The following is a 17911-nucleotide window of genomic DNA, read 5'->3' as shown; positions in this document are numbered from 1 at the left end:
GTTTAATGTATATTTAACATAAAAATGGTTTTACGACTATCATAAAACCATTTCAATTCATTATTTATTGGAAATTAATCTTTTAATTTCATCTATAAAAGTATTCACATCGGTAAATTGTCTATAAACCGAGGCAAATCTAACATAAGATACTTCGTCAATTTTTTTTAAATTGTCCATTATCATTTCCCCTATGTACTCAGAATTTATCTCCGTTAACATTTGATTACTAATGTTCTTTTCTACCTCATCAGCTATATTTTCAATTTGATTCCTTGAAACTGATCTCTTTTCACAAGCTTTAATAATTCCATTAATAATCTTTGTTCTATCAAAATATTCTCTACTCATATTCTTTTTGATAACTAACACTGGTATATTTTCTATCTGTTCATAGGTTGTATATCTTTTATTACATTTTAAACATTCTCTTCTTCTCCTTATTGATGCATTCTCTTCAGTAGCTCTTGAATCTACAACTTTACTTTCAGTATATCCACAAAATGGACATTTCATATATCCCCCCGCCTTTTTACTTATTAGTTATATAGTATATTATACAGCTTTTTTCTTATATTTTCACTAAGGTTTATCAATAAAATATTCTTCCCCATCTACTAATATTACATCCACACCTATTTTCTTTATTTTTTCCCAAGGTATTTCAATATCATTACTTTTCCCAAACCAAGATATTTTTTGAGATGGAATTATAATTGATATTACTTTACTATTCATTACATCTATTTTAAAGTCTTTCATATATCCTAATTTTGTCCCTGAATTAATATCTATAATCTCCATAGTTCTTATATTATTAATAGAATGATATGTTAACTCCATTTTTCATCCCCCTTTTATTTTATACTATATTTTATGTTTTTTAGAATATTATATAACTAAATTTATAAAACAAAAGAAGAGACTACAAATATAGATTAAATCCATCTTTGAATTAGTCTCTTTTTTAGTTTTACCTATTAAATTTTTATACGTATTTTTTCATATGCTTTAAAGCCGTTTTTTCCAATCTAGATACCTGTGCTTGGGATATCCCTATTTCTTCTGCTACTTCCATTTGAGTTCTACCATCAAAAAATCTTAAAGTTAATATTAATTTTTCCCTATCATTTAATTTTTTCATGGCTTCTTTAATAGCTATATTCTCAAGCCAACTATCATCTAAGTTTTTATTATCGCTTATTTGATCCATAACAAAAATTGCATCTCCTCCATCATTATAAATGGGCTCAAAAAGAGACACAGGATCTTGTATGGCATCTAATGCAAATACCACTTCTTCTCTTGGAATGTCTAGCTCTTTGGCAATTTCTGATACCGTAGGCTCTTTGTTATTTTCGCTAATCAATCTATCCCTAACCTGTAAAGCTTTATAAGCGATATCTCTAAGGGATCTACTAACCCTAATAGAATTATTATCCCTTAAATACCTTCGTATTTCACCTATAATCATAGGAACAGCATATGTTGAGAATTTTACATTCTGACTTAAATCAAAGTTATCTATGGCTTTAATAAGCCCGATACAGCCTACTTGGAATAAATCGTCAACATTCTCTCCTCTGTTGTTAAATCTTTGTATCACACTTAAAACTAATCTTAAATTACTCTTAATAAAGGTTTCTCTAGCCTCATTATCTCCAGTCTCACGCATTTGTTTCATTAATTTAACCATTTCTTTTTCTTTTAAAACCGGTAATTTAGATGTATTTACTCCACAAATCTCAACTTTGTTTATCATCATATGTAATCAGCCCCTTCTATATTGTTGCATTTTAATTATCTCCTTCGAAGCTGATTTTTATACACGTACAAGCTTTATAACATTTTATTAATTTCTTTTTTAAGTCTTTTTATAATTCTTTTTTCTAATCTTGAAATATAAGATTGAGATATCCCTAACATATCTGCTACTTCTTTTTGAGTTCTCTCGTTCTTTCCACCTAATCCAAATCTTAGATTCACTATTTCTTTTTCTCTATTAGTTAGTTTTCCCATAGCTATAAAAAGTAATTGTTTATCAACCTCATCTTCAATCAAATTATAAACCACATCATTTTCTGTTCCTAATATATCTGATAGTAAAAGTTCATTTCCATCCCAATCTACATTTAATGGTTCATAAAAGGATATTTCTGCTTTAACTTTGCTGTTTCGTCTTAAATACATTAGTATCTCATTTTCTATACATCTTGATGCATATGTAGCAAGTTTTATTTTTTTATCAGGATCAAAGGTATTAACTGCTTTAATAAGACCTATGGTTCCCACTGATACTAAATCCTCAACATTAACCCCAGTGTTTTCAAACTTCCTAGCTATATAAACAACTAATCTTAAATTTCTTTCTATTAAAATAGATCTTACACTTTCATCTCCATAAATTAATCTTTGTACTAAATTTTCCTCCTCTTCTTTTGTCAAGGGCGGGGGAAGAGCGTCATTCCCTCCAATATAATAGACCTTTCTAGCAAATATCTTTAGTTTGCTAATTATATTGTTTAGAAATAATTTTATGTTTATCATATTCTAACCTCCCTATAATATTCCCCTAGATAATAAACCTTGGTAATCGTCTTCACCACTTAATTTATTGTGGCAAAAAGCTATAAGTGCTTCCTTTTCTTCTACAGAATCTTCTTTATATATTATAATTTTCTCTGGTTTAATTGCTTCTAATCTGCCATGGCTACCATTTATAACATTGTAAGGTATATAATAATATTTATAATTTTTGATCTCTTCTTTCGTAAATAAATTCTCTTCTACAATAATTACCGGTAAATTGGTTACAGGCTCTACAAGTTCATTACCTGTATCTAAAAATGCTCTTATCTTTTTTACGGAGCTATCTAATACTATTTCAACTCCGTAAATGTAGCTATTCAATACTTTTCTATCTTTTATAAAGAATACTACTCTTCTTAGAATTAAGTATATTAGCATTAGAGCTATCATAAGTTTTTTATAAGAAAAATTAATTATTATACCGTAACCTAATCTCCCACCACTTTTATTAAATTCTATAAAAACGCATAAACCAGCCAGCAGCATAGAATATAAAATAAATATGGCAGTTGCTTTTAAATTAAACAGTATATTTTTTTTCCTAAAGGAAATTAAAATCATTATAAGTGCCATAATAATCTTAACTGGTACATTGATAAATAAATTCAAACTTTTTAAAAATAAAGTTATAGTATACAGAGTTCCTACTAAGGCACCTATTAATACATTTAATTTCTTTGCTCTTATTTTTAACGTATCTGATGTTAAAAAAATTAAAAAGGTGTTTACAATAAAATTTTCTAAAAGGAATACATCTAAATAAATAACCACTCCCCTTCACCTCTATAGATAATTATATAACTATTTATTTCAAAATTTTGTCATATTTTATTAATTATTCCTATTTTTATTTTTTATATTTCTCCATAAAACAAAAAAAATCTAACCATTTTGTTAAATGATTAGACTTTTTTAATATAATATGTTGTTTATCGTCTTTGTCTACGTAAAAAAGTTGGAATTTCTAAATCTTCTGGGCTATAATTGTCAAAATTATCTTCTACAGTTGCAGCCGTTTCTGAGTTAGCTTTTCCTGTATTTATTTTCGTATTAATGGTTGATCCACCTTTTTCTTTTGCAATTAATTTTTCTTGTTCAAATCCTGTTGCTATAACAGTAATTCTTATCTCATCTTTTAAACTTTCATCTATAACCGCACCAAATATAATATTTGCATCTGGATCTGCAGCTTGCTGTACAATTTCAGCTGCTTCATTTATTTCTAATAATCCTAAATCAGCTCCACCAGTTATATTTAATAATACTCCAGTAGCACCAACAATTGATGTTTCTAGAAGTGGACTTGATATAGCTTGTTTAGCAGCTTCTTGAGCTCTATTATCACCTGTAGAATTTCCAACACCCATATGAGCAAGTCCTCTATCTGTCATAATAGTTCTTACGTCAGCAAAATCCAGATTAACCAATCCAGGTATGGTAATTAAGTCTGATATACCTTGTACACCTTGTTTTAATACATCATCAGCATATCTAAAAGAATCCATTAATGTAGTTTTCTTGTCTACTATAGTTAGCAATCTTTCATTTGGTATTGTGACTAAAGTATCTACACTGTCCTTTAGATTATTAACTCCCAATTCAGCATGGAGCATTCTTTTTCTTCCTTCAAATGGGAAAGGTTTTGTAACAACTCCTACTGTAAGTATTCCCATGGATTTTGCAATTCCTGCAATTACTGGTGCTGCACCAGTACCAGTTCCTCCTCCCATACCAGCTGTTATAAATACCATATCTGCGCCTTTTATAGCCTGAGAAATTTCCTCTTTACTTTCTTCAGCTGCTTTTTGACCAATTTCTGGATTAGCGCCTGCTCCAAGTCCTTTTGTTAATTTATCTCCAATTTGAATTTTTTGTGAAGCTTGTGATAACATTAATGCTTGTTTATCTGTATTAACCGCTATAAATTCAACATTTCTAAGTCCTTCTTTAATCATTCTATTTACAGCATTATTTCCTCCACCGCCGCAACCAATTACCTTTATTTGCGCAAATTGTTTTACATCTATATCGAAATCTAGCACAATAATACCTCCCTTAATTCATATTAAAAAAAGTCTGTGAAAAAGCCTTTTATTTTAGAGAAGAATCCGTCATCATCTTCATCATTATCCTCATCATCTTCATCATTCCAAATAGATTTAACATCACTTTTCTTTTTTTCCTTAGTTACTTTTTCTTCTTTGAAATCTACTTTCCCTGAACTTATTACGTCTTTTACAACTCCAATAGCAGATGAATACATTGTGTCTTCTGCACCAATGTACTCTGGAATTCCTATTCTAACAGGTTTTCCTAAAATTTCTCTACAAATATCAATGCTACCTTTTACTAAACTTATACCTCCTCCTACTACGACTATACCTGAAATTTCTTCTAAATAACCATGTAAGTCCAAGTTCTTTTTTAATAAATACATAATCTCTTCAATTCTTGCAGCAATTATATCATTTAATAAATTATTGCTAACTTCTACAATACTATCGTAGTTAGCATTAATTCTAATTTTAAAGTCCTCATTATCGAAAGAATCAGCAATGTTACCATATTTAATTTTAACTTTTTCTGCCTCTGATTGAGGAAGCTTTAAACAAAGCGATATATCATTTGTTATAGTGTTTCCGCCTAAAGGTAATTTATCATTGAATACTAATCTATTATCCTTAAACACTGATATATTTGTTGTTTCAGCCCCAATATCTAATAAAAGAGTTCCTATTTTCATTTCCTCACTCTTTATAACAGATAAAGCAGTTGCTATTGGCTGAAAAACCATTCCTTTACTTTGAAATCCAGCTTTATTGATGCTCTTAAACAAATTGCTAATTATAGTAGATTGACACATTATTATTTGCGAATCTACCTCTAGCCTCATTCCACACATACCAACTGGATCTGTAATATTATCATATCCATCTACAACAAATTGCTCAGGTACTACACCTACAATCTCTTTATCGGATGGAACTGAAATAATTTTAGCTGCTTTTAATACTCTATCAACGTCATTTTTGGTTATTTCTCTATCCTCAGCTGAAACTGCTACCACTCCCCTATTAGAAGTGATTTCGCAAATTTCTCCTGGAATGGAAATATAAATGTCTTTAATTTTAGAATCAATCATTCTTTCAAGTTGTTCTAAAGCTTTTATTATCCCTTCAGCGGTACTATCTATGTCAACTACTATACCTCTCTTTAAACCACTACAAGGAGTTGAAGCAATACCAATAATTTGAATTTTATTGTTTCTATCTAATCTACCTGCTGCTGCGCACACTTTTGAAGACCCTATATCGATTCCTACTACATATTCGTTCATGTTATCCACAACCTCCTTAAAGAGAACCGTTATGTTATATATTCAACAAAAAAGAGTTTTTTCCTCTAAACGCGGAAAAAAATTTAACCAATATTTCAGCCTTATTTAAAAAATATATACATTAATATACATATCTTTAATAAAAAAAGAAAGATTATGAAATCTTTCTCTTAATTGGCCTTCTCCAGTTCATTAATGTGTACATCCCTCGTATGAGGAGTATGACTCCACACCTTATCATTCTTCCTTAAAATACCTTGAATTGATATTGGTAACCAAGTTATTGTATATATAGGATAAATTAAATAGTACCAAAATATTTTAGGGCTTAATTTTTTATCCAATAGCAATATGAAAGGTGTATAAATAAATTGTACAATTGATACCAATATACCAAGTAACGCCACTAATTTAAAGTTCATAGAATAAATATTTATATGTGTATTAAAATTAATCATTATATTATAAGCTTTTACTAAATAATTAAAGATTGATGCCGCCATTGAAAAGCCAGTTAATATTATAACTATTGGTTGAATAGTATATAATGCACAATCTAATGCTTTAAAATCAAATTTTGTTACTGCTCTTTTCATTAATTTAAAAAAGTATCTATGTGATACATCAGCAAAACCTTGCATCCACCTTCTTCTTTGAGACCATGAATGTTTTAATGTTAACGGTTTTTCATCATATATTATTGCGTCATGAGCCCATCCTACTTTATAACCATTTAGTACTAGTTTACAAGTAAACTCCAAGTCTTCTGTTAAACAAGTAGCTCCCCACCCTAGTTCTTTAAGTATGTCTATGTCGATACAAAATCCTGTACCCCCTAACTGATTTGACAATCCTAAATTGCTTCTTGAAAGTTGGAACATTCTATTTGATGTCCAGAATGCAATTGAATAGCTGCCAGTAATCCAGGTGTCTACAGGATTCTTACTATCAAGGTAGCCTTGAACCACCTTATAATTTTTGCACATCTTTTTATTAACTTCTCTTAAAAAATTCTTATGTACTAAGTTATCAGCGTCGAAAATAGCTACAGCATCATATTTTTTATCCATCTTGAATAATTTATCAAACATCCATTCCAAAGCATATCCTTTACCCACTTTTTTAATATTATGCCTTTCATAGACAAGAGCACCTTTTTCTCTAGCTCTATGAGCTGTTCTGTCTGTACAATTATCTGCTATGACATATATATCATATAGCTCTCGTGGATAATCTATGTCTAATAAACTTTGAACGGTGTTGCCTATAACTATTTCTTCATTATGAGCTGCGATTATTAAGGCGAAGCTCTTCTTCGGCGGAATTTCCTCTTCATCTTTTCTTCTCCGCAATCCGAAAAAGGAAATAAACAAATAGTACATAGAAATTACGTATACTATATAGGTTGCTACTTTTGATACTTCGAGAATTAAGCTATTTATAATTTCCATTTAATATTCCCCCCTAATTCACAGTTATTTTAGCACAAAAATTTCATAATTACTATACAGTTGCAATAATTATTTACAATTAATTAAATAATTATCGAATATATAGCTAAAATTAAGGATTTAATAGGAAGATTGAAAAAAATAATAATCATTTAAATATATAAAAAATAGATGTTATAAGAAGCATATTATACAATATTAGCAACTTTGAATTTCTCAATTATATATGATATCATATATATAAGTAAATATCCATTCCATAGCACCATTAAAGGGGGCTGAAATAATGATAAACTCTCATTCTATATATTTTTTAGATTTAAGAAAATTGCATAAAAAGGATGAATCTTTCTTGTAAGTCCTTCATATTTCTTTATATTCAGAAATTAGGAGGAATAATTATGAGAAAGTATAGTAAAAAAGATATAAAAATGTTTAATAATAAAAAAGTAAGAAGATATTTATACAATCAAAAAACAAACAAGCTATATAGCCAATACTGTTTAAAAATGCAAGATTATACCGTATTTTAACCAATAAAAAAGAGAGATAGTTTAACTACCTCTCTTTTTTTATTTATTACAAACTAATTAGCCTACTTAACATTTCTCTGTCTACAGAGTATGCAATAGCTTCTTCTTTACTTATAAGTCCTTTTTTTATTATTTCAGATATGGACATATCCATAGTTTTCATACCATATTTGCCACCTGTTTGTATTGAAGACTCTATTTGATGGGTCTTACCTTCTCTTATTAAGTTTTGTATCCCATGAGTAGAAACCATAACTTCAAAGGCAGCAATTCTTCCATTACCATCAGCTCTTGGTATTAGTTGCTGAGATATTACTCCTTTTAACACTGCAGAAAGTTGTATTTTTATTTGCTGTTGTTGATAAGGAGGAAAAACATCTATAATCCTATCTATGGTCTTAGCTGCTCCTATAGTGTGAAGGGTTGAGAATACCAAATGGCCAGTTTCGGCAGCTGTTAAGGCAATAGATATAGTTTCAAGATCTCTCATTTCTCCTACTAGTATAACATCTGGATCCTCTCTTAAAACAGATTTTAATGCATTAGCATAACTTTTACTATCCTTACCTATTTCCCTTTGATTGATTATGGATTTGTTATGCTTATGTAAATATTCTATTGGGTCTTCTAGTGTAACTATATGAGCTGCTCTGCTTGAGTTAATTTCATTAATCATAGCTGCTAAAGTTGTACTTTTACCACTGCCAGTAGGGCCAGTTACCAACACTAATCCCCTTTGTTTATTAGTTAAATCACTTATTACTGGTGGTAAATTTAATTCTCCTATGGTTGGAATTTTAAGTCCTACTACCCTTATTGCAGCAGCATCACTACCTCGTTGCTTAAAAACATTCACTCTAAATCGTCCTAATCCAGCTACTGAAAAGGATGTATCAATTTCACCTTTTGATATATACTCTTCATATAAATCTCCTAAAATTTCCCTAACATATTTTTCAGTTTCTATTGGAGTCAGTTTATCCTCCCCTATGTTCTTTAAAGCACCATTTACTCTAATCACCGGTGATACACCAACAGTTATATGTAAATCAGATGCCTTTTCTTTGATTGTAGTTTCTAACAAACTATTTAAAGATACCAAGTTAATTATCTCCTCTCTAACCTATGTTGTTTCCAAATTTCTATTGCTTTGTATGCTTGTAATTTAAGCATAAGTTCTCCGTTAATTACTTTAGCACCTAAAAGTTCTCCACTTTTTAATAGCTTAGTTTTACTTGGCGAGTAATTCAAATCATAAATTATTAAATCTTTATTAATTTCACCAAGATTTATTGGTGAAATATCTTTATAATTTTCTCCACCCACTGGCGTACAATTTATTATTATATGGTAAGGTGAATAATCATTTTCTTCTGCTAAAATTAAAAACTTATGAATATTCTTAAATTCATCCTTATCTTTAATAATACTTCTACTCACCATGTCTATACTATCTAACTTTAAAGTCTTAAGTGCTTCATAAACACATTTCGCGGCCCCTCCACTGCCAATTATAAGAGCTTTCTTCTTATATAAATTTATTTTATTTATTTTTAAGCTTTCTAAAAAGCCATAATAATCTGTATTGTATCCTACTAATCCCTCTTCCGTTAAAGCCACTGTATTAACAGCTCCTATTTTGTCCGCAGGATATTCTATTTTTTTTAAGTAATTCAATATTACTCTCTTATAGGGTATAGTTACATTAAAACCCAGTATATCATTTCTCTTGAGATTATTTATAAAATTTGATATATCTTTCTCATCAATATCAAAGATTTTATAATACAAGGGAATACTATTGATCTTATAATAATTATTATGAATTTGAGGAGAGTGAGAATACCCTATATTTTTTCCTAAAAGTCCAGTATACTTCATATTTTTCTCCTATGGTACATTATTCATCAATTATATTTTATTACCACTTTAATTTTATAATAAAAATACAAGAATTACTAGTGTATAATGCATTATTTATGCCTTATTGTTTAATTCTTTATAAAGTTTTTTTAATGCTCTTTTTTCAATTCTAGATACATAAGATCTTGATATACCTAGTATTACCGCTATTTCTCTTTGGGTCTTGGGTTTGCCATCCACAAGTCCATATCTCATTTCAATAACAGCTCTTTCTCTTTCTAAGAGACAATTGCATATTTTATTATACAATTTTTTTACCTGTATTTTATGCTCTACCATTTCCACTATAGAGTCTTCTTCATAGCTAAGCACATCCATAAGAGATATTTCATTGCCTTCCTTATCAACGCCTATAGGGTCTTGAAGATAAACTTCTCCCTTGGTTTTCTTATTATTTCTAATTAACATTAATATTTCATTTTCAATACACTTAGCGGCATAAGTAGCAAGTCTTGTTCCTTTATTAGTATTGAATGAATCGATGGCCTTAATTAAACCTACAGTCCCGATAGAAATCAAGTCATCCATGTCTTTTCCTGGATAAGAATATTTTTTCACTATATGAGCAACTAATCTTAGGTTTCTTTCAATTAATATATTTTTTGCATCAATGTCTCCCTCTTCTTTTAATTTAGTTAAATAATATTCTTCTTCTTTTTCATCTAAGGGTTGAGGAAAGGAATTTCTTCCACTTACATAGGCAGTTAACAGAATACTGTCACTTAATAGGTTTAGTAAATTATTAATGAATAACACATTTGTTCCTCCAAATAGTGCTTATTATTATAATATTCACTAATATTGAATTTAGTTCTTATTTAAATATATTTTTTTACAAGTTAGTTAAATCAATACAACAAGCAGAAACCCCGATTAATTTCAGGGTTTTTTATTTAAATCTATTCTCCTAATGTAAATGTTTATAGAGTTATCCTTTTAAAGAAACTTGATTAATTTTATTCATATATTTTCTGTATTCTATTCCTTCATAGCATATCATAAATATCCATCCACCAATAACTGCATAGCAGACACTTTTTACTCCTAAATAAGGTGCAAGCATATAGGATAGAATAACCCTAATAGATATCTGAAAAAGAGTTGCAAACAAAGTTACACGTAACTCTCCAACTCCACGGAATAGTCCCTGAAATACGTTGCAAAATGACGAAAGTATATAAAATAATGACATTGTTTTTAAATAATCCACACCGATTAAAATAACTTCTCTTTCAGATTCAGCCACAAAAAACTTCATGATTAAATCAGCTCCAAAGAAAACGATGGCAGTTACCATAAGGCAGTATACAGCAATAATTATATTTCCTTGTTTATACCCTTCCTTTATCCTATCTTGTCTTCCTGCACCATTATTTTGAGCTGTATATGTGGTGACGGCATCGGCAATACTACCTCCTGGGGCCAATGCAAAGGCATCTACCCTTGTAACAGCGCTAAATGCAGCAATTGCATTTGTTCCAAAGGAGTTAACTACCCCTTGTACTAATAATTTACCTACATATAAGCAGGTTTGTTGTGTAGCAGAAACCCAACTATAATTTATAGTTGCTTTTAAAAGCACTTTATCAACAACTAATTCATCCTTTGTAAGACGCAATATTGGTATTTTAAAATAAATATATAGTATACAAAGCACCGCTGATATTGCCTGAGCTAAGACAGTTGCAGCTGCAGCACCAACTACACCCCAATTAAAAAAGGCAACAAATACAATGTCTAAAATAACATTAATTATTGCTGAAATAATCAAAAAAAGTACAGGAGTTCTTGAATCTCCAGTTGCTCTCAAAGCTGAAGAGTAAAAGTTGTATAAGAAAGAAAATATAAGTCCTATAAATATTACTTTTAAATATGCATCCGCATCATTGATTATATTATCAGGTGTTTGAGTTAATATAAGAATACCTCTTGATAGCATTATGCTCACTATGGATAACACTAAAGTAAATACTGTTCCAATAATTAGCGATGTAGATATTTCTCTCTTTAACTTATCCTTTTCCTCTGCACCGAAAAATTCTGCCATAAGCACCAAAGCACCCATACAAATTCCTACAATAAAGAAAATTACAATTGACATAATTGGATTTGCAACGCCTACAGCTGCCAATGCTTCTTTTCCTACAAATTTCCCTACTATAATAGAGTCAACTGTGTTATATAGTTGTTGAAATATATTCCCAAGCATCATAGGAACTGCAAAAGATATCAGCAGTTTTGATGTGTTTCCTCTTGTCATATCACCATTCATAAGCTTGCTCCTTTTTAAAAAAATTGTCTAATTAAAGTATACCATATTTTAAGATTATTCAGATACGTATTTTCTAAAATTTGTTATGTTTGATTTTTAAATATGGCAAAATTTATAGTAAAGTTTGCCATAAACAAGTTTTAATACCAACTTATTCGATGTATAATAAGTATAGTATGCATTCTTTGAATTGAGGTGAAATATCAATGGTTTTAAATTTTTATGGTTTAATTATCGGGCTAGTTATGTTAATTTCAACTGGTCTAGGACACATTATTGTTATTAAAGGCGAGTATCATTTCGGAGTTAAATTGTGGCCATTATTTCTTATAGTAGGTATCTTTTGCAGCCTTTCATCTTTCATAGTTAAAAATGATTTACTATCAGGATCCCTTGGAATCATTGGCGTGACTTTTTTATGGGGAATCCACGAGCTTATACAACAACGCGAAAGAGTAAGAAAAGGATGGTTTCCTAAAAAATAAAAATTCCCTCCATTATACATAGGAGAGAATTAGTTTTTAATTTATAGGAGGTATTATAGTAAAATACAAATGTTTTATTTTATTTTTACAATATCGCTGAATATTGGTGATGCAGTATTACCTCCGCTTTCATTATCTTTATCTATTCCCTTAACAAATACAACCACGGAATAATATTTGTCATCTTTATTAAAATATCCAATAAACCATCCATCAGAATATTTTTCACCATTTTCTATTCTTTCTGTAGAACCAGTTTTTCCACCGATTTCTATTCCCTCTACTTTGGCACTTCTTCCAGTACCCTCATTTACAACTCTTTTCATTGCTCTCTTCACTTTATTAGCTGTATCCTTTGAAAAAGCCTGCCATTTACTACTCTCTATCTTTTCATCTACTTCTCCATTCTTATCTACTAATCCTTCTACAAGTCTAGGCTTTATATATACCCCATCATTTACTATTGTATTTACTATTTCCATGGCTTGAACTGGTGTTATTCTTATGTTTTGCCCTATGGCTGTAATACCTAAACTTCCATCTTCAATTTTCAGTTCTTTCTTTTCTAATGCGCCACCTTGTTCTCTTTCAAAACCTAACACCTTAGAAAATATATTTTGTTTTTCTATTAATTCTAATATTTTTTCTCCACCTAATTTATTGCCTAATTGAGAGTATATATCATTACAAGAAATTACAAAAGCATCCTCAACGCTTAAGGTTCCATGCCCAGAATTTTTTTTGTCTTTACCACCCTCATAAAGCCCTTTACAGGTCATCTTATCATCTAGAGATATCTCTCCCTCTTCTAGTATTCCCTCTAGTATTATAGTCTTAAAAATGGATCCTGGAAAGAAACCGTTCAATGTTTCAGCACCTATATTTACATTAGGCAATTTGTCGTTCTTTTGAACCATTGCTTTTATGTTGCCTGTTTCACTCTCCATTACCATCACACCAATTTGCTCATGTTTATTATATTTATTATTTAAAAGTTCCTTTATTTTATCTTGAAAATCTCTATCTAAAGTGAGCATAATGTTTTTATTATTTAAATAATCTTTTTCATTTTCTTTATTGTTTATATTGCCATCCATGTCTAATGCGAACTCTATATAGGGTCTTTTATTGTCCTTTACTTTGCTATTTATAAACATTTCTAAGCTATTTTCTTTTTTTAATGAATTATCCACTATATTTCTAGTATTAGTTATTAAATTCTCTATTTTCCATCCTTCATTCCTATCAACTTCATTATAGGAATACACATAAAATCCCTTTACCCCTTTAATTCTTTTAAGTTTTTCAAAAGTTATTTTATCCACAGGGAAATATAACTTTTGACTTCCACTATTTATTTTTCCATCTGTTAAGTCATATTCTTCATCGTAATTTTTTAATATATATAGTAATTTAAATATCTCTTCATTTTCTGACTCTGTATTGTTTTTTATAAATATACTCGGAAGTATAACGGCATTATACTTTGTATTATATTCTAAAAGATCTTTTCCACTATAATCTAATAATCTATAATTAAGCTCCTCTATCCATTCTTTTTGATTATATTGAGAATCCGCTATAACAACTAATTCATCAGCTTTTTTATACTGCAAATTAAATATCCTTGTAAATAAATAGATAAAGCAAATTATAAAAAACAGAAATACGTACTTCACTCTATCCCTACGCATAAAAAAATACCTCACTTTCAACTATGATTATAGCCAAAATGAGGTATTATATTCTTTTATTTTATTTACCGTATTGTAATAATTGTTTTATATTACCCACAATTACATCTATAGCAACTTTGTTGTGTCCGCCTTCTGGAATAATTATATCTGCATATCTTTTACTTGGGTCAACAAATTGCATATGCATAGGTCTAACTACATCAAGATATTGATTTATAACTGAATCTACTGTTCTTCCTCTTTCCTTCATATCTCTTAGAAGTCTCCTTATTATTCTTACATCTGCATCTGTATCCACAAATATTTTAATATCAAGCATGTCTCTTAATGCCTTATCTTCTAAGACCAATATGCCTTCAACAATTATAATATCCTTTGAATAAACATTTACAGTTTCTTCTTTTCTATTGTGTTTCTCGAAGTCATATATTGGCTTATTTATTACTTCATTTCTTAATAACTGTTTTAAATGCTTTACTAATAACTCATTATCAAAAGCATCAGGATGATCATAGTTAGTTTTCATCCTTTCTTCAAGAGTAAGATGACTTTGGTCTTTATAGTAGCTATCCTGCTCAATCATAGCTATGCAGTTCTCATTGAACCTTTTATAAATTTCCTTAGCAATTGTACTTTTACCTGAACCCGTTCCACCTGTTATACCTATTAAAACTGGCTTTCTCATGTCGTAAAACTTCTCCCCCTTGAATTATGCTTATTCATCCTTAGCTTTAATAAGCATGTAATTTTCTTCTAGTGATTTATCTACATTTGCCTTGTATATCATTTGAGCTACTGGGGTAGCATCTATTTTATTTCCCTTTTCATCTCTTAAGTTTTGAAGTTTAATCTCATAATTTTCTCCAGTGGGCCTTAATACTTCAACAGTATCTCCTTCGAACAACTTATTTCTTTGTTCTATTATAGCATCTCCTGTAACCTCATCATATCCTCTTACTATACCAACTATATCATAATCTCTTATATAAGATGAACTTTCATATATAGTATTGTCTTTATCACCAAAATAAAATCCTGTATAGTACTCTCTATGGCTAGTCTTTAAAAGATTATCCATCCACTCTTCTTTAAATGTGTATCCTTCTGGATTCTCAAAGTAATTATCTAGAGCCTCTCTATAAGATTTTACCACCGAGGCAGCATAATAAGCACTTTTCATTCTTCCCTCTATTTTGAGAGAATCTATTCCTAACTCAACCAATTCTGGTATATGCTTAATCATACATAAATCCTTTGAATTAAAAAGATATGTTCCTCTATCATCTTCAATTACAGGGAAATATTGATTTGGTCTTTTCTCCTCAACCACATAGTACTTGTATCTACAAGGCTGTGCACATTGTCCTCTATTGGCATCTCTTCCAGTCATATAATTTGAAATAACACATCTTCCTGAGTAAGACATACACATAGAGCCATGGACAAAAGCTTCTAATTCGCAATCCTTAGGTAGTTTAGCTCTAATTCCTTTTATTTCTTCTATGGATAATTCTCTAGCTAGAACTATTCTTTTAACCCCTTGCTTGTGCCAAAATAACCCTGATTTCCAATTGACATTATTGGCCTGAGTACTTAAATGTATTTCTAGGTTTGGTACTACTTCTCTAGCTGTCATTATTATTCCTGGGTCAGATACTAATATAGCATCTACATTTAAACTTTGTAATTGAATTAAGTATTCTTCCAAGCCTTCCAAATCTTCATTATGAGGGAATACATTTATTGTTACATATACTCTTTTTCCTCTGCTGTGTGCGAACTCTATTCCTTCTTTTAATTCTTCATCAGAAAAATTATCAGCAAAAGCTCTTAAGTTTAGTTTGCTTCCCCCTAAATATACTGCATCTGCTCCAAATAAAATAGCTGTCTTTAATTTCTCTAAGTTGCCTGCCGGAGCTAATATTTCAGGTTTATTCATAGCTACTCCTCCTTGTTATAACTGCTATTCCATCTCCCATAGGAATTATAGAAGTTAGGAAATCATCTCCCGAAACCTCTTCTAAAAACTTTCTCATCCTCTTTACTATAGTAATTTTTCTTCTTTTTACTAAATCATTTGAGGCTATCATTCCTCTAAACAATACATTATCTGCTACAATAATTCCGTCTTCATTTAACATCCTTAAACAATGAGGAAGAAAGTGATTATAGTGACCTTTCCCAGCATCCATAAATATAAAGTCAAATTTATCATCTAATTCTTCTAAAACTTCTAAACATTCACCTTGAATTATAGTTATATCTTCATTGTAACCATATCTTTCAATATTTCTTTTGGCAAGCTCTAACATAGTTTCATCTCTATCTATGGTAGTTATTTGGCACTTTTCTTTACAAGCCATTGCCATGAGAATAGAGGAATACCCTATAGCAGTTCCCAGTTCTAGAATTTTCTTCGGTTTTTTTATATTTAACATTACCTCTAAAAATTTCCCTACTTCTTTTTGAATTATAGGAACATTATTTTCTAAAGCATATTTCTCTAGCTCTAATAAGGGAGCCCTATTTTCAGTTATCAGTCCCCTTAAATATTCTTCCATGTAGTCATAAGTAATACCGCTCATATTATCCTCCTGGTGGCTTTCTAATTTCCTTGAGTTTTTTCTTTTACTTTTAAAAATTCATTATAATCCTTAGTAAAAAAATGTGTTCCGTCATTGTAGGATACAAAAAACAAATAATTAGTTTCTTCAGGTTTTAAAGCAGCTTCTATAGAAGACATACCTGGACTTGCTATAGGTCCTGGTGGAAAACCTTTTATAATATAAGTATTATAGGGTGATTTAACCTCTAAATCCTTATTATATAATTTCTCCCTATGCTCACCTAATGCATATAAAACTGTAGCACAAGATTGCATTTTCATATCCTTCTTCATTCTATTATAAAATACAGAAGCCACTTTTCCTCTTTCACTGTCCACTTCAGCTTCCTTCTCCACCATAGAGGCTACTGTTATTATTGTATCTATTTTATCATCATCTATTCCATAGTTTTTTCTTAACTCATTTAATGCTTTATTAAATCTATTATGCATAATATCTATTATGTCTTCTGCCTTCATATCTTTAGCCAACATATAGGTATCTGGGAATAGATACCCTTCCATAGCATACTTTCTACTGCCTTTTTCTTTAATATAACTAGGCAAAGGATATACCTCTATTCCCTTTATAAATTCTTCTTTGGTTATTATTCCTTTTTCTTCTAATACATCCCCAATTTTACTTATGTCATATCCTTCCGGTATAGTTACATTTACTAAACTCTTATTATAAATCCCCTTATTTAAGCTTGAAATTAAAGTTTCTAGAGTAACATCTGAATTAATAACGTAATCTCCTGGTTTTATATTAGTGTCTAATTTGTTTTGTTTAATGTAAGCTTTAATAAATAGTAGGTTTTTTATTTCTCCCTCATCTTTTAGTGTATCTAATACTTTATATAAGCTATTACCTTTGTTAACAAGTATTTCTACTTCCTTACCCTGTCCTTTAAAAGGATGTTTAATAATAGAATTATAATAAAAATAACCTAGAAAAGCTATTGATAAAAGTAAAATTATAGAGATTATAAAACCCTTTCTTTTCATATTACCTCCAT

General features: G+C 29.8%; 19 protein-coding genes. 2 read left to right on the top strand and 17 right to left on the bottom strand.

What is annotated here, in order from left to right:
* Window positions 1-60: 60 nt before the first annotated feature.
* The 8 genes from nrdR to RYO54_RS09585 form a co-directional block, all read right to left on the bottom strand.
* On the bottom strand, window positions 61-516 hold the full coding sequence (gene nrdR, locus RYO54_RS09620) for a transcriptional regulator NrdR (protein WP_315118065.1): 456 nt from the start codon (window positions 514-516) through the stop codon (window positions 61-63).
* 66 nt (window positions 517-582) lie between these two features.
* Window positions 583-843, bottom strand: a complete 261-nt coding sequence (locus tag RYO54_RS09615) for a YlmC/YmxH family sporulation protein (protein WP_315118064.1) — start codon at window positions 841-843, stop codon at window positions 583-585.
* Window positions 844-988: 145 nt separating this feature from the next.
* Entirely contained in the window at window positions 989-1765 is a 777-nt protein-coding gene (gene sigG, locus RYO54_RS09610) for an RNA polymerase sporulation sigma factor SigG (RefSeq protein WP_315118062.1), read from the bottom strand.
* 74 nt (window positions 1766-1839) lie between these two features.
* Entirely contained in the window at window positions 1840-2547 is a 708-nt protein-coding gene (gene sigE / locus RYO54_RS09605; RefSeq protein ID WP_315118059.1) for an RNA polymerase sporulation sigma factor SigE, read from the bottom strand.
* Window positions 2548-2559: 12 nt separating this feature from the next.
* Window positions 2560-3360, bottom strand: a complete 801-nt coding sequence (gene spoIIGA, locus RYO54_RS09600; protein ID WP_315118057.1) for a sigma-E processing peptidase SpoIIGA — start codon at window positions 3358-3360, stop codon at window positions 2560-2562.
* Window positions 3361-3518: 158 nt separating this feature from the next.
* Window positions 3519-4631, bottom strand: a complete 1113-nt coding sequence (gene ftsZ, locus RYO54_RS09595; RefSeq protein ID WP_315118055.1) for a cell division protein FtsZ — start codon at window positions 4629-4631, stop codon at window positions 3519-3521.
* Window positions 4632-4654: 23 nt separating this feature from the next.
* Entirely contained in the window at window positions 4655-5926 is a 1272-nt protein-coding gene (gene ftsA, locus RYO54_RS09590) for a cell division protein FtsA (protein ID WP_315118054.1), read from the bottom strand.
* A gap of 170 nt (window positions 5927-6096) precedes the next feature.
* On the bottom strand, window positions 6097-7377 hold the full coding sequence (locus tag RYO54_RS09585) for a glycosyltransferase family 2 protein (RefSeq protein ID WP_315118052.1): 1281 nt from the start codon (window positions 7375-7377) through the stop codon (window positions 6097-6099).
* A 401-nt stretch (window positions 7378-7778) separates the two neighbouring features.
* Here RYO54_RS09585 and RYO54_RS09580 point away from each other — a divergent pair, with 401 nt between their 5' ends.
* Entirely contained in the window at window positions 7779-7910 is a 132-nt protein-coding gene (locus RYO54_RS09580) for a hypothetical protein (protein WP_315118048.1), read from the top strand.
* 46 nt (window positions 7911-7956) lie between these two features.
* Here the strand turns inward: RYO54_RS09580 and RYO54_RS09575 are convergent, their stop codons facing one another.
* From RYO54_RS09575 to RYO54_RS09560, 4 genes are all read right to left on the bottom strand, one after another.
* Window positions 7957-9012: a type IV pilus twitching motility protein PilT gene (locus RYO54_RS09575; protein WP_315118046.1), complete on the bottom strand. Its 1056-nt coding sequence runs from the start codon at window positions 9010-9012 to the stop codon at window positions 7957-7959.
* 5 nt (window positions 9013-9017) lie between these two features.
* Complete coding sequence (locus RYO54_RS09570; RefSeq protein ID WP_315118044.1) at window positions 9018-9791, bottom strand: shikimate dehydrogenase; 774 nt, start codon at window positions 9789-9791, stop codon at window positions 9018-9020.
* 96 nt (window positions 9792-9887) lie between these two features.
* The gene (gene sigK, locus RYO54_RS09565; protein WP_315118042.1) at window positions 9888-10589 is read right to left on the bottom strand and encodes an RNA polymerase sporulation sigma factor SigK; all 702 of its coding nucleotides are present in this window, start codon (window positions 10587-10589) and stop codon (window positions 9888-9890) included.
* Between the two features lie 172 nt (window positions 10590-10761).
* Entirely contained in the window at window positions 10762-12105 is a 1344-nt protein-coding gene (locus RYO54_RS09560; protein WP_315118040.1) for an MATE family efflux transporter, read from the bottom strand.
* A 206-nt stretch (window positions 12106-12311) separates the two neighbouring features.
* On the opposite strand from RYO54_RS09560, the gene RYO54_RS09555 reads away from it, so the two are divergent.
* Entirely contained in the window at window positions 12312-12590 is a 279-nt protein-coding gene (locus tag RYO54_RS09555) for a DUF4491 family protein (RefSeq protein ID WP_315118036.1), read from the top strand.
* A gap of 74 nt (window positions 12591-12664) precedes the next feature.
* Here RYO54_RS09555 and RYO54_RS09550 read toward each other — a convergent pair whose 3' ends face one another.
* From RYO54_RS09550 to mltG, 5 genes are all read right to left on the bottom strand, one after another.
* Window positions 12665-14206, bottom strand: a complete 1542-nt coding sequence (locus RYO54_RS09550; protein WP_315118033.1) for a penicillin-binding transpeptidase domain-containing protein — start codon at window positions 14204-14206, stop codon at window positions 12665-12667.
* A 139-nt stretch (window positions 14207-14345) separates the two neighbouring features.
* On the bottom strand, window positions 14346-14972 hold the full coding sequence (gene udk / locus RYO54_RS09545; RefSeq protein WP_315118030.1) for a uridine kinase: 627 nt from the start codon (window positions 14970-14972) through the stop codon (window positions 14346-14348).
* Between the two features lie 30 nt (window positions 14973-15002).
* Window positions 15003-16226: a U32 family peptidase gene (locus RYO54_RS09540; protein WP_315118027.1), complete on the bottom strand. Its 1224-nt coding sequence runs from the start codon at window positions 16224-16226 to the stop codon at window positions 15003-15005.
* Window positions 16219-16872 (bottom strand): O-methyltransferase, encoded by a 654-nt coding sequence (locus RYO54_RS09535; RefSeq protein ID WP_315118023.1) that lies wholly within the window; start codon window positions 16870-16872, stop codon window positions 16219-16221. Before RYO54_RS09535 ends, RYO54_RS09540 begins: the two co-directional genes overlap by 8 nt.
* Window positions 16873-16892: 20 nt before the next feature.
* A complete protein-coding gene (gene mltG / locus RYO54_RS09530; protein WP_315118019.1) occupies window positions 16893-17900 on the bottom strand; it encodes an endolytic transglycosylase MltG in 1008 nt (335 codons plus the stop codon).
* Window positions 17901-17911: the final 11 nt, after the last annotated feature.

This window comes from uncultured Clostridium sp. (assembly GCF_963515715.1).
In the GTDB taxonomy this organism is placed as follows: Bacteria; Bacillota; Clostridia; order Clostridiales; family Clostridiaceae; genus Clostridium_AW.
Note: the sequence above shows the minus strand (reverse complement) of the source record. Positions and strands in the feature narration are given on the sequence as shown.